Below are 11,319 nucleotides of genomic sequence, written 5' to 3' on the forward strand. Positions count from 1 at the left end.
GCGCCGCTTCGGCCTGTTTTTCTGAGGCTCGCGCGGACCGGACTTTTTGTCAGGCGGGCGTGGTAGCACCGCCTGACAGTCTCAGCGCTGAGACTTCGCCCGTTTCGATGGGTGCCTGACCTGATGGCCTACGACACCATCAAAATCAAGTCGCCCCCGATGGACCAATCCATCATCAAGCGCATCGAGCAGCAGTGCATCCTGCGCTCCGGCTGTGACCTCAGCTCCGGTGAAGTCCTGTACGAACTCTTCACCGGCGAGCTGCTCGGCTCCTGGGATTCGCGCATCAGCGTCATCCCCAAGTACGAGGACTGGATCACCGACAAGAACGGCACGCCCAGGCTCCACGCCTGCGAGCCCTACCTGTTGATCGAGGCCAGCGTTCACAAGGCCATGCTCGGCCACAACGTGTATGGCGGGCCGACCAACTTCCAGGAGGCGGCCCGCTACCTGGTCGCCCTGGTCGAGAAGCTGCTCGACACCGAGCTGATGCCCGCTGACCTCTGGACCGTGCATCGCGTCGACGTGGCCCATGTCTACCGGCTCAGCAAGGCCAGCTGCAAGGAATTCTTCGACGGCATCCAGCTCATGAGCTTCCCACGCCGTCACAAGAACTCGGCCAAGTACGCCATGGCCGTCTACTTTGCCGGGAAGACCACGACCGTCAAGTTCTATCACAAGGGTTCCGAGTTCGCCGCGCACGATCGTTCACGCCTGCGCAGCTTCTTTCGTATCTTCTTCGAACACATCCACGGCGCCGACGACAGGAACCACGCGCGCGTCGAACGCAAGCTCAATGCCCTCCAGCGACTGGCCGACAACCGCCTGCGCGTCGAGGTCGAGATTCACAGCGACAAGCTCCAGTACGACCACGGCAAGAACCCGACCGTCGCCGAACTCACGGACGAATACCTGGAGCGCATTCACGACACCGAGATCGAGCGACTACTGCGAGAAGGGAAACAAGGCATGGACACCGTACGTACGACACGCGCCGTCCTGGCCCGTCTGCAAAACAACTACCCGAGCGCCATGGCGATGCGCCTCTATGGCTTCTGGACAAGCCTGTCCACGCTCGGCGATGAAGTGGCACGGGCGCAGTACACGAAGCCCACGTTCTACCGCTACCGCAAGGCCCTCGAAGAGGTCGGCATCAGCTGGCGCGGCTCCGACATCGTCGTCGTCGCCAACGATTCCCCCATCCACGATTTCACGCCGCAGCGCGTGGACAGACGGTTCTGCTTTTCACCGGCTCGGAACCGTCCTGAGTACCACGTCAGCCGGGATTTGATGCGGCTCGCCGCGTAAGGAAAAACCATGTCCGCTCTCTCCGTTTCCTCCCTGCCCACCAGCGTCAGCAAGACGCCGATGGAAGTCCTTGTCAAGGGCAAGATCGATGCCCGCCGCCGCCACGAGTCCACCTGGTACACGCGGCTGATCACGCCGGCCGCCGACGCCTACAGCCGCCCGCAGGTCGTCGAGATTCGCAGCAAGTCCAAGCTTGGCGAAGTGGGCGAGGAAACCACCGTGGGCTGCAAGCTCGGCGGCTACACCCGCAAGCCCTTCCGCAGCACCGACAAGGACACCGGCGAAGTGACCATGGTCACGCCCGTCGACCTGACCCTGGACGCGATCGAGCAGTGATTTCAGCCTGGAGCGCTTTCGCACGCGAAAACGCTCTGGGCTGGCATCCGCTGGCATTCAACCTCAATTTTTCAAAGGAATCGCAATGCGCAAATCTGTCGCTCTCCGCCTGGCCAGCATCCCGGCCGCCGTCCTGGCCTCCATGGGCTCCGCCCATGCCGCCCTGGATACCGCCGTCACCACGGCCGTGACCGCTGCCACCGACGACATGAAATCGGCCGTGCTGCTGATCATCGGCGGCATGGTGGTTTTCTGGGGCCTGAAGAAGCTCGGCACCAAGATGGGCTGGTTCTGAGCGGCTGGGGTAGCACATGGGCTTCCTTCATAAAGGCATCTGCTACCCCACCCAGGCCGACGCACGCGTAGCGGCCTGCGCCGACTACCCGGTCACCTGGGGCGATGGGGCCTCGGCCCATTCGCTCCAGTGTTCGGCCTCCATCGACTTCGCGGCCACGAGCATGACGCTCACCCGCACCACGGACGGGGCCAGCCCCGTCACCATCGTTCAGCCCTGGCCCACCCAGCCGGATTGCAACTTCGCGGGCACGACTGACTTTGCACTTGAGTGGTTCGGCCTGGCGCTCCTGTTGCTGGCTACTGTGTGGGGCGGCAAGCAGCTGATCCGCCTCTTCGACCAGCCGCATAACCCGGATTGATCATGTATGTCTTTCGCCGACTTTCACTTGCTCGAGCAGGCCTTGCTCTCTGTCTTGCTGTTGCTGGGTGTCTGGCTGCTGTTCAAGTGAACGCGGCGAAGCTCCCGGACTTCTCTCGCAGCGGCGTCAACTACACCGGCAAGACGGCCACCTTCGGGGCCACCGGCAACGGCACCACCTGGGGCTCAACCGTTCCGATCTCGCCGCCCCTGGGCGGTGGCTGGCAGTTCGCGGGCAACTACGGTATCCCGGCCAGCGCGACCGGTCCGACCATGACGATGAGTGCGAACGGCAACGTTTTTTTTGCTGGCACCAAGTATCCATTTCAGGCGGCCTATCAAGTCCCCAGCTCGGCTGTCACGGATGCGCTCAAGGGCATGGCGGGTCTTGCTGGCGGTCCGCTTGGTCTCGGGTTGGCGATTGCGGGCGGCGCTATGCCTTACGTCCTTGATTGGCTCCAGCGGTCGGGTGGTCGCGTGTTGCCAGATGGTTCTATTGAGCGTCGGGATCCTACTGTTTGCACGGTCTCGCCCTGCTACGAATTCAAGTCGGATTTAACGTGGTCGGTCTACCCGTACACCTATGAACCCTGGTCGTTGACTCGTCAGGCTGCTTGTACGGCGCAATTGAATTTCATGAATGCGCATCCTCCGAACAGCAGTACCAGCTATTCGGGTGGCACGCTGACTAATGCCGGGGCTACCTGTTATGTCATCAATTGCTATAACGGCAATTGCAACGCTTCGCAGTACGGGTACTCTGAGAAAACTATTTTGAGTCGGGAGCGGGCACCTAGCCCGGTGTCTTGGCTTCCCTCGAGCATGGATGACATTGCGCCCTATATGGACTCTGTCACACGTGACCCGCGTGTCATCAGCGAGATTCTGAACAAGGGCGGCGACATCAATTTGCCTGCCCCGACGGTCACCGGGCCCAGCTCGATCCAGGGGCCCGAGAAGGTCACCAACAAGCCCGACGGGTCCAAGGTGGTCGAGAAGACAACCTACAACTTCACGACCAACAACAACCAAGTCACGAACACCACGAACGTGACCACGAGCATCGTTTACAACCCCGACAACAGCGTCCAGTCCAGCACCACGCAGACCGAGACACCAACCGAGGAGAAGATCGAGCCGGGTGATTGTGAAAAGGACTCCTCGAAGATCAATTGCACCACGCTGGGCGAGCCGAAGGACGAGAACATGCCCAAGGCTGATCGAAACATCACATACACCCCCGAATCGTGGTTCGGTGGCGGCTCGTGCCCCGCTGACAAGTATTTCGACGTCCAGGGCCAGCACATCAAGCTGATCGACTGGCAAGAGAACTGCTACTACCTGGTCACCTACCTGCGCCCGGTGCTGCTCGTGCTGGCCGCCTTCTCGGCCCTCATGGTCCTGATCCCTGGAGTGAAGGAATGAACCTCGCGACCTGGCTCCTGGCGATGGTCCAGCCCCTGATCGGCCGTATCCTGGCCAGCCTGGGTTTCTCCATCGTCACCATCACCGGCATGCAGATCGCGGTGAATGCCGTGCGCGATCAGTTCATCGCGGGCGTCAACTCCCTGCCTGCCGACATGCTCAACGTCTTCTTGCTGTCGGGCGGCGGTGTCGGCTTCGGCATGGTCATGGGCGCTGTGACAACCCGCGTGGTGATCTGGCAAATCCAGTCCAGCACGCGCATCCTCGGAGTGAACCCGGGATGATCACTTTCGTCACGGGCCCGCCGGGTTCGGGCAAGACCCTGTACACGATCAGCAAGCTCTTGCAGCCGCTGGTCGGCACGACCGTCAAGCAGGAAACCGACGACGGCCTGACCGTCGAGCTGCCCAGGACGATCTACACCAACGTCAAGGGCCTGCTGATCGATCATGAGCTGATCGACGAAGCCTGCCTGAACACCTGGCACGAGTGGGCCAAGCCCGGCTCCATCATCTGCTTCGACGAGGTGCAGAAGCCCTGGCCGCCCAGGCCCAACGGCTCCAAGGTGCCCGACTACATCCAGCACTTGGAGACCCATCGGCATATGGGTATCGACTTCATCGTCATGACCCAGCACCCGCTCCTGGTTGACCGCAACCTGGTCAACCTGGTCGGCCGGCATCTGCACATGCGCCGGGTCGCCAATTTCGCTATGGCTGTGGTCTACGAGTGGGACCACGCCAGTAAGTCGCTGCTGTACAAGAACAGCATCACGAAAAGCCCCTGGCGCTACGACAAGAAGGTCTACAAGCTCTACAAGTCGGCTGAGGTCCACACCAAGCAGCCCCGCAAGGTCCCCGGCCTGGTGTGGTTCATCCTGGTCGGCCTCATCGGCGTGGCCGTGATGCTGCCGACGACATACGCCCGCATCAAGGAACGTGCCTTGGGGCCGACGCCCACGCCGGCCACGCTCGCGCAGCGCTCGCCCGCGGCGAACTCGGCCCAGGCCCAGCTGGTGCCGGCCTCGATGCAACCCGCCTCGGCTGCTGCTGGCCAGGTGCCTTCCCCAACCCAGGGAGTTCAGCCCGCCCGGGCCTTTGCTGGCTGCTCGATCTTCCGTGGCCAGTGCAGTTGCTTCGACGACGATGGCCGCCGCGCCAAGGTCGAGCCCGAGATCTGCGCGGCTGAGACCGATTTCGGCGACGTGAAGAAGCACGACTACCAGGTAGCCGCCCTGGTCGATGCCAGGGGCTACCCGGTGCCTCCAGCAGCCCCCAGCGAGGCCGAGCTCGATGCCATGGCCTGGATGTCCAGGAGCAGCCCGGCGCCCATGAAAAAACCGCCCTGAGGCGGTTTTTGCTTGGATTGCCGGTTTCAGTGCATTAGCTTGAGCAAGGCGGCCGTGATGCCGCCCACGGCGATGATGGTTCCGACGAACCATTTGACCATCTCGACTTTGAGCTCGGCCACCTCGCGGCGCACGGACTCGACATCGCCGCGCGTGGCGAGCTGCTGCCCGTGCATTGTGTAGCGCTCGTCGATTTCGCGCTTGACGGACTCGGCGGCCGCGCGTGCTTTGTCGGCCGGCACGTTGGCGGCCGTGAGGGCTTCATAGATTTCCAGTTCCATGATGTGAAGTCTACTCTTTCCCCAAGTTGGGGATTTAAATGATCGCCATGCAGGCCGCCTTCACCGCCTTCTCCAGTGCCAGGGCCCGGCGCTTCATCGCGGTCCACCAGGCCGGGGCGGTGACCTTGTTCACGATCACCCGGCCCGTGTTCATCAGCCATGTCCACCACGCATCGTGCTGGGGCTTCTCGGCACCTTCCACGACCAGGTCGAGCTCCAACTGCCGGATCATGGCGTCGGGATGCTTCCTGAGGTTGGCGGCGATCATGGTGTTTCTCTTTTGTGCGTACCTTCAGCAATGCTTCCTCGCTCCCCTCCCAGCGGGAGGGGCGGGGGGGTGGGGTGTAGGCATACAAAGAAAAAGCCGCATCGCTGCGGCCCGTCGAAAAAAAAGCACCCCCGTTACGCCCCTCACTTGTGAATGGGGTTAACGGGGGTGCTTTCGACGGGTTGCAGCGATGTGGCTTTTTCACAGCGCGAGCACCGACGAAAAGCGGGAGACGTGCCAGAGCGAAGCGTCAAGGCGAAGCCGACTGGCGCGGCTCCTGCGGTCGGTGCGGGGACAACGCCACGGACCCATGAGCGCGTCGGCGCATCGAGCGCCACCGGTTCCAGGCAAAGAAAAGCCCGGCTGAGCCGGGCTGCAAAAAGGGCAGGGCGCTTACTTCTTTCCCCAGCTTGGGGAGTTGGCCGCGCCGAAATCTCCGATCGCCTCGAGGTGTTCGACCTGGGCTCGCAGCTGGTTCACCTCGCGCTGCAGGCATTGGGAGAGCCCCCGGTGTACCTGGGCCTCGTTGTAGGCCACGGCATCGGCCAGGGAGCGGCCCCAGCGGGTTTCCCAGAACAGGGCCAGCATCGCCGGCCTGGGGGCTTGCTCGGCGGCTTTCCAGGCCCAGATGGTTCGCTCGGAGACGCCCAGGTACTTGGCGATGTGGCGCGGGTGGTTGGCTGGCAAGTCGTTGAGCATCAGGCTCAGCGGCGGCAGGAACTTAGGGGCTTGGAACATAGGACCTCCATGTGTCGTTATTGGGACGACGAACATGGGGTCTGAGCTGACGGGCCAAACGATTGAAAAGCGCCCGGATGCGACTTAACACAATTTGCATTACGTTAAGTCATGGGCATGAAAAAAACGGGACGGACCTTGCGGTCCTGCCCCGTTTGGCCGGCTGCAGTAACTCAGAAGCCGGTCCACTCCCCGTCGGTGCCGGTCTTGCGCGCGGCAGCTTCGGCGTCTGCAATGGGCTCGGCCCTGGCGCGGAACTGCGGGCGGGCCACGTTCCGCGCACGCTCCGGGCCGCGCCGCTCGAGGCCCTTCCAGGCGGCAGCGGCCGCCGCCGGCACGGGAGCAGTCGCTTGGCTGGCCTGCGCCAGCTTGAACACCGCGACACCCTGCACCAGCTGCTGTGCCTGCTGCTTCAGGCTTTCGGCCGCGGCGGCGCTTTCCTCGACCAGCGCCGCATTCTGCTGCGTGGCCTGGTCCATTTGCGTGACGGCTTCTCCCACCTGCGCCACGCCCGCGCTCTGCTCGGCGCTGGCGCTGCTGATCTCGCCCATGATGTCGGTCACGCGCTTGATCGCGGTGACGATTTCGTTCATGGTCGCGCCCGCCTGGTCGACCAGTTGGGTGCCCTGCTCGACCCGCCCGACGCTGTCCTCGATCAGTCCCTTGATCTCCTTGGCTGCTTCGGCGCTGCGCTGCGCGAGGTTGCGTACCTCGCCGGCCACCACCGCGAAACCCCTGCCCTGCTCGCCGGCGCGCGCAGCCTCCACCGCGGCATTGAGCGCCAGGATGTTGGTCTGGAAGGCGATGCCGTCGATCACGCTGATGATGTCGGCGATCTTCTTGGAGCTGTCGTTGATGCCCTTCATGGTGTCCACCACCTGGCCGACGACCTCGCCGCCCTTCACCGCGACCGTCGAAGCGCCCAGCGCCAGCTGGTTGGCCTGCCGGGCGTTGTCGGCGTTTTGCTTGACAGTCGAGCCGAGCTGTTCCATCGACGCGGCGGTCTCCTCCAGCGCGCTGGCCTGCTCTTCCGTGCGGCTGGACAAGTCGTTGTTACCCTGCGCGATCTGGGCGCTGGCCGTGGCCACCGATTCGGCGTTCTGACGCACCGTGCCCACCACATTGGCCAGGCCGGCCTGCATCTCCTTGAGCGCGATCAGCAGTTGCGCGGTTTCGCTTTTGCCGTCGGCTTCGAACTGCATGCTCAGGTCGCCTGCGGCCACGGCCCGCGAGACCTCCACCGCCTGGCTGATAGGGCGGGTAATCGAGCGGATGATCCAGATGGCCATCAGAACCGCCAGCACCAGGACGATCGATCCCGAGACCCAGATGGCGGTCTTGACGCCTGCCACGGCCGCGCTGGCGTCGGCGGCGGATTCCTTCAGCAGCTCGCCCTGGAACTTGAGCATGTCGTCGACCGTCGCGTTGTAGGCCTGCTGCGCCGGGCGAACGACCGTCAACAGGTGCGTCTGGGCGTCGTCGTGCTTGCCCGCGGTCACGAGCTCAATGAACTTGTTTTGGAGCGACACGAAGTTGGCGCGCGCCTCGACGATCTTGGCCAGGAGGGCCTTGCCCTTCTCGTTGCGGATCTCGGCCTGCAGCTTGTCCAGCGCGTCGCCTATGGTCTTCCTGGCGGACAGGATGCTTTCCTCCTGCCGCTTCACCTCGGCCGGGTCGTTCATGATGAGCATGTTGCGCATCGAGACCCGGATGTTGTCGACATTGTTCTTGACGGTATTGAGCAACGCGACCCGCGGTATGCGCTCGTCGATCACTTTTCCGAACGCTTCGTCCACGGTGGCCATCTTCGCGAGCGAGATGCCGCCCATCAAGATGAACAGCAGCGCCAGGATGCCGAACCCGAGCGTGAGCCGGGTGGAGATTTTCATGTCATTGAAATTCATATTGCCTTCCCTTTGAAAAATGGAGTCAGACCGCTTACTGCAAGGTCTTCTCGACCAGCCCCATCTCAGGGCTGGTCATGAGCTTTTCGATGTCGAGCAGGATCAGCATGCGGTCGGCGACCGCACCGATGGCCAACAGGTGTTCGCTTGCGACGGCCGAATTGAATTCGGGCACAGGACGCAAGTGTTCGGACGCCAGCGTGATCACGTCGGAGACGGCATCGACCACCACGCCCATCACGCGCTCGGCGATGTTGAGGACGATCACGACGGTGACGCTGTTGCAGTCGGCCCGCTCCAGGTTGAACTTAAGCCGAAGGTCCACGATGGGCACGATCACGCCGCGCAGGTTGACCACCCCCTTGACGAACGGCGGTGCGTTGGCGATGCGCGTCGGCGCCTCGTAGGAGCGGATTTCCTGCACACGCAGGATGTCGATGCCGTATTCCTCGGCGCCGAGCTTGAAGGCCAGGAATTCGCGTATGGAGGTGTGCGCTGCATCCGTGGCGACAACGCGAGGTGTCGCTGCGGTGCCGGCTTGCGTCGCGGTGGTCAGGCTCATTGGTGTTTCCTTTGTTACGGGATATTGGCCGATCGGCAAATTTGCACCTCTGGGTTTTCGTCAATTCCGCGCTCAACTTGAGCCTGGGACGGACTGGCGTATGACACGAGGCTGGCACAGCGTTTGCTTAATCTCACAAAAGACCCATAAAAGGGTCGTTTGAGTGGCGCGGCCCAACGGCGGGCCAGACCGCTCTCCCCCCGGACAAAGGCGTCCCCACCCGAACGCAACGCTGCTGACTTGCAGGCCTTGCGCGCGGTGAGGGCGCCTTTTGTTTTTTCTGTCGTTTGACCCAGATCACGCGATTGACACGGGCAAACGATAGGATTAATCCGCAGTCAATGCTGAATGGTTGCCAATTAACTACCAATAAATCATGACATCCAAGCACACCGACCAAATCTTGAGCGAAATTCGGGAAGCCAATCTTTCGTATCTGATGCTGGCCCAGCATCTGATCCGCACCGATCGCCCGCAAGCCCTGTTCCGCCTGGGCATCTCGGAAGAGACAGCCGACATGATCTCGGCACTGAGCCCCGCGCAACTCCTGAAAATCGCCGCGGGCAACACCTTGTTGTGCCGCCTGCGCATGGACGACGACTTGGTGTGGGGCCTGCTGACCAACCACGGCAAGCCGCAAGCCCGCCTGGCAAGCTCCCGCCTGCACGCCAGCCTCGTGATGGCGGGCCGGCACCAGGAAACCGCCTGAGCGCCCAGGCGCCGAGCTCGCACCATCCAATAGTCCGACATGGCAAGCAAAAGCATACTGTCCGAGGCCAGGCAGATAGAGACCGCCGTGGCGCTGATCCGGCTCGATGCCCGCCTCCAGGTTCTCGAGGCGGAAACCGACCTGTCCTACGAACGCCTGCTGCGCCTGTACAAGGAAGTCGCGGGCCGCTCGCCGCCCAAGGGGCAGCTGCCCTTTTCGACGGACTGGTTCATGACCTGGCAGCCGAACGTTCACGCCTCGTTGTTCATGAACATTCACGAGTACCTGAACAAGGTCACCGAGCTGGAAGAAATCGAGGCCATCATCAAGGCCTATCAGCTCTATCTGGAGCAAATCCGGACACAGGAGCTCAACCCCCATCTCTCGGTGACCCGCGCCTGGCGGCTGGTGAAGTTCATGGACAACGGCATGGTGGCGATGACCCCCTGCTCGAGATGTGGTGGGCGCTTCGTGACGCACCCGCACGAAATCGCCAGGCACTACGTCTGCGGCCTGTGCAATCCGCCGGGTCGCGCGGGCAAGGGCAAGGCGAACGGCGGCTTGCGGATGCATTGAGTGCCGCCTGGTCGCCGCTCAGTATCCCAGGCAGGTCGTCCACCGGCTGCTGGCGGATGAGCACATCGGTCCGCCCTTCGGGGCAAGACCCTCGGCCGCTCGCAAAGGGCTGCTCCCGCTTGTGGACCTGATCCGCATGCGCCACCTGAAGGTCGACGCATTCCGGTTCCCATTTTGTTCTGCCTGGCCCCATTTTGTATTTGCCCCATTTTGGACTTGACCATGGTGCACCCACAAAAATGACGCACAAATACAGTGCAAACCGAGGTGGGGTGACTTTAAGGCTTTTGCCGTCAACTAAAACAAAATGATTAATTCGGCCACTCAACTACTGCAACCGAACAGCCGTCCAAAGAGCCCTTGGCGTTTCGGTCTTCAGCATAAATTCAGCACAGCCTTTCTGATCCTGAGCTTGATGGCCGCGGGCAACGTCGCGGTTCTTCACCACATGGTCCGGCGTCTCGACGGTGTCGCGGAATCGGTCAACCTGGCCGGCGGGCTTCGCATGCTGAGCCGGGAAATCGCCTTTGAGCTGGGAGATTCGTTGCGGCAATCGCGCCACGACGGCGCCATAGAGGCAAGGCTGAATGAATATGAGCAGGGATTGACGGCGCTGGAAAACGGCGGAAGGCCGCCCGGTCTTGCCGCACGCCGGCTGTCTGGAACTGACGGAGAGCGCGCTGGTGCACCGCGTGAAGGAGACGGCCTTGGCGCTTTCCGAGCTCAAGGCATCGGGCGTCAAGCTGTCCCTGGACGACTTTGGAACGGGCTACTCTTCGTTGAATTACCTGAGGCACTTTCCGTTCGATACCCTCAAGCTCGACCGCTCATTCATCAGCGATGTGCCCGCGACGCCGCATGCCAGGACCCTGGCCAGGGCCATCATCACCCTGGCGCACAACCTGAATCTGAAAGTCGTCGCCGAAGGCATTGAAACGGAAGAACAGCAGGCCTTCCTGCGCGCCCATGGTTGCGACGAAGGCCAGGGGTATTACCTGAGCGCGCCGCTGCCGCCGGGGAGATTTTTCGAGTTCGCCTCAGCGGCGGCCTCTTTTCCGGGCGAGGAGGATGTTGGCGGAAGTGGCGTCGAGGTGCACGAACTGGAAGCGCATTGAATACCCGAGGGTAGAATTCAATGAACAACGAGCCCGGCGCGATGATTCGTTCTGACGTTTCCCAAGAGGCGCAGCCGTATGGCCCGCGCGCCAA

Annotated in this window: 15 protein-coding genes and 1 pseudogene; 11 read left to right on the forward strand and 5 right to left on the reverse strand. The window is 62.4% G+C overall.

From position 1 onward, the window contains the following. Window positions 1-123: 123 nt before the first annotated feature. The 7 genes from FFS10_RS09720 (at window position 124) to FFS10_RS09750 (ending at window position 5,072) form a co-directional block, all read left to right on the forward strand. The gene (locus FFS10_RS09720) at window positions 124-1,308 is read left to right on the forward strand and encodes a phage/plasmid replication protein, II/X family (RefSeq protein ID WP_137894021.1); all 1,185 of its coding nucleotides are present in this window, start codon (window positions 124-126) and stop codon (window positions 1,306-1,308) included. Window positions 1,309-1,317: 9 nt separating this feature from the next. Further along, complete coding sequence (locus tag FFS10_RS09725) at window positions 1,318-1,644, forward strand: single-stranded DNA-binding protein (protein ID WP_137894023.1); 327 nt, start codon at window positions 1,318-1,320, stop codon at window positions 1,642-1,644. Window positions 1,645-1,729: 85 nt separating this feature from the next. Further along, window positions 1,730-1,939 (forward strand): hypothetical protein, encoded by a 210-nt coding sequence (locus tag FFS10_RS09730; RefSeq protein ID WP_137894025.1) that lies wholly within the window; start codon window positions 1,730-1,732, stop codon window positions 1,937-1,939. A 16-nt stretch (window positions 1,940-1,955) separates the two neighbouring features. After that, entirely contained in the window at window positions 1,956-2,300 is a 345-nt protein-coding gene (locus FFS10_RS09735) for a hypothetical protein (protein ID WP_137894027.1), read from the forward strand. 2 nt (window positions 2,301-2,302) lie between these two features. Beyond that, window positions 2,303-3,724, forward strand: a complete 1,422-nt coding sequence (locus FFS10_RS09740; RefSeq protein WP_137894029.1) for a hypothetical protein — start codon at window positions 2,303-2,305, stop codon at window positions 3,722-3,724. Further along, entirely contained in the window at window positions 3,721-4,008 is a 288-nt protein-coding gene (locus FFS10_RS09745; RefSeq protein ID WP_137894031.1) for a DUF2523 family protein, read from the forward strand. Before FFS10_RS09740 ends, FFS10_RS09745 begins: the two co-directional genes overlap by 4 nt. After that, the gene (locus FFS10_RS09750) at window positions 4,005-5,072 is read left to right on the forward strand and encodes a zonular occludens toxin domain-containing protein (protein ID WP_137894034.1); all 1,068 of its coding nucleotides are present in this window, start codon (window positions 4,005-4,007) and stop codon (window positions 5,070-5,072) included. Before FFS10_RS09745 ends, FFS10_RS09750 begins: the two co-directional genes overlap by 4 nt. A gap of 26 nt (window positions 5,073-5,098) precedes the next feature. Here FFS10_RS09750 and FFS10_RS09755 read toward each other — a convergent pair whose 3' ends face one another. The 5 genes from FFS10_RS09755 to FFS10_RS09775 all read right to left on the reverse strand — a co-directional run bounded on the left by FFS10_RS09755 (window position 5,099) and on the right by FFS10_RS09775 (window position 8,825). Further along, window positions 5,099-5,353: a hypothetical protein gene (locus tag FFS10_RS09755; RefSeq protein WP_137894036.1), complete on the reverse strand. Its 255-nt coding sequence runs from the start codon at window positions 5,351-5,353 to the stop codon at window positions 5,099-5,101. A 34-nt stretch (window positions 5,354-5,387) separates the two neighbouring features. Next, window positions 5,388-5,621 carry a hypothetical protein gene (locus FFS10_RS09760; protein WP_137894038.1) on the reverse strand — a complete coding sequence of 78 codons (234 nt, stop codon included), beginning with the start codon at window positions 5,619-5,621 and terminating at the stop codon, window positions 5,388-5,390. A gap of 393 nt (window positions 5,622-6,014) precedes the next feature. Then, the gene (locus tag FFS10_RS09765) at window positions 6,015-6,359 is read right to left on the reverse strand and encodes a hypothetical protein (RefSeq protein WP_137894040.1); all 345 of its coding nucleotides are present in this window, start codon (window positions 6,357-6,359) and stop codon (window positions 6,015-6,017) included. Between the two features lie 173 nt (window positions 6,360-6,532). Continuing rightward, window positions 6,533-8,248, reverse strand: a complete 1,716-nt coding sequence (locus FFS10_RS09770) for a methyl-accepting chemotaxis protein (RefSeq protein ID WP_171016083.1) — start codon at window positions 8,246-8,248, stop codon at window positions 6,533-6,535. Window positions 8,249-8,297: 49 nt separating this feature from the next. Next, entirely contained in the window at window positions 8,298-8,825 is a 528-nt protein-coding gene (locus FFS10_RS09775) for a chemotaxis protein CheW (protein WP_137894044.1), read from the reverse strand. A 376-nt stretch (window positions 8,826-9,201) separates the two neighbouring features. On the opposite strand from FFS10_RS09775, the gene flhD reads away from it, so the two are divergent. The 4 genes and pseudogenes from flhD (at window position 9,202) to FFS10_RS09795 (ending at window position 11,225) form a co-directional block, all read left to right on the forward strand. Further along, window positions 9,202-9,534 (forward strand): flagellar transcriptional regulator FlhD, encoded by a 333-nt coding sequence (flhD, locus tag FFS10_RS09780; protein WP_137894047.1) that lies wholly within the window; start codon window positions 9,202-9,204, stop codon window positions 9,532-9,534. Between the two features lie 39 nt (window positions 9,535-9,573). Then, window positions 9,574-10,110 (forward strand): flagellar transcriptional regulator FlhC, encoded by a 537-nt coding sequence (gene flhC, locus FFS10_RS09785; RefSeq protein WP_137894049.1) that lies wholly within the window; start codon window positions 9,574-9,576, stop codon window positions 10,108-10,110. A gap of 505 nt (window positions 10,111-10,615) precedes the next feature. Next, window positions 10,616-10,702: pseudogene (locus FFS10_RS23850) on the forward strand (hypothetical protein); the annotation flags it as partial. A gap of 115 nt (window positions 10,703-10,817) precedes the next feature. Further along, the gene (locus tag FFS10_RS09795; protein WP_249931238.1) at window positions 10,818-11,225 is read left to right on the forward strand and encodes an EAL domain-containing protein; all 408 of its coding nucleotides are present in this window, start codon (window positions 10,818-10,820) and stop codon (window positions 11,223-11,225) included. Window positions 11,226-11,319: the final 94 nt, after the last annotated feature.

This window comes from Ramlibacter sp. 2FC (genome assembly GCF_005503345.1).
Taxonomy (GTDB): domain Bacteria; phylum Pseudomonadota; class Gammaproteobacteria; order Burkholderiales; family Burkholderiaceae_C; genus SCMQ01.

What these genes read in the sequence shown, in the direction of transcription:
- FFS10_RS09720 (WP_137894021.1), top strand. Translation starts at nt 124, where the DNA reads ATGGCCTACGACACCATCAAAATCAAGTCGCCCCCGATGGACCAATCC.
- FFS10_RS09775 (WP_137894044.1), bottom strand. Translation starts at nt 8,825, where the DNA reads ATGAGCCTGACCACCGCGACGCAAGCCGGCACCGCAGCGACACCTCGC.
- FFS10_RS09725 (WP_137894023.1), top strand. Translation starts at nt 1,318, where the DNA reads ATGTCCGCTCTCTCCGTTTCCTCCCTGCCCACCAGCGTCAGCAAGACG.
- FFS10_RS09735 (WP_137894027.1), top strand. Translation starts at nt 1,956, where the DNA reads ATGGGCTTCCTTCATAAAGGCATCTGCTACCCCACCCAGGCCGACGCA.
- FFS10_RS09765 (WP_137894040.1), bottom strand. Translation starts at nt 6,359, where the DNA reads ATGTTCCAAGCCCCTAAGTTCCTGCCGCCGCTGAGCCTGATGCTCAAC.
- flhD (WP_137894047.1), top strand. Translation starts at nt 9,202, where the DNA reads ATGACATCCAAGCACACCGACCAAATCTTGAGCGAAATTCGGGAAGCC.
- FFS10_RS09770 (WP_171016083.1), bottom strand. Translation starts at nt 8,248, where the DNA reads ATGAAAATCTCCACCCGGCTCACGCTCGGGTTCGGCATCCTGGCGCTG.
- FFS10_RS09745 (WP_137894031.1), top strand. Translation starts at nt 3,721, where the DNA reads ATGAACCTCGCGACCTGGCTCCTGGCGATGGTCCAGCCCCTGATCGGC.
- FFS10_RS09750 (WP_137894034.1), top strand. Translation starts at nt 4,005, where the DNA reads ATGATCACTTTCGTCACGGGCCCGCCGGGTTCGGGCAAGACCCTGTAC.
- FFS10_RS09740 (WP_137894029.1), top strand. Translation starts at nt 2,303, where the DNA reads ATGTATGTCTTTCGCCGACTTTCACTTGCTCGAGCAGGCCTTGCTCTC.
- FFS10_RS09760 (WP_137894038.1), bottom strand. Translation starts at nt 5,621, where the DNA reads ATGATCGCCGCCAACCTCAGGAAGCATCCCGACGCCATGATCCGGCAG.
- flhC (WP_137894049.1), top strand. Translation starts at nt 9,574, where the DNA reads ATGGCAAGCAAAAGCATACTGTCCGAGGCCAGGCAGATAGAGACCGCC.
- FFS10_RS09755 (WP_137894036.1), bottom strand. Translation starts at nt 5,353, where the DNA reads ATGGAACTGGAAATCTATGAAGCCCTCACGGCCGCCAACGTGCCGGCC.
- FFS10_RS09730 (WP_137894025.1), top strand. Translation starts at nt 1,730, where the DNA reads ATGCGCAAATCTGTCGCTCTCCGCCTGGCCAGCATCCCGGCCGCCGTC.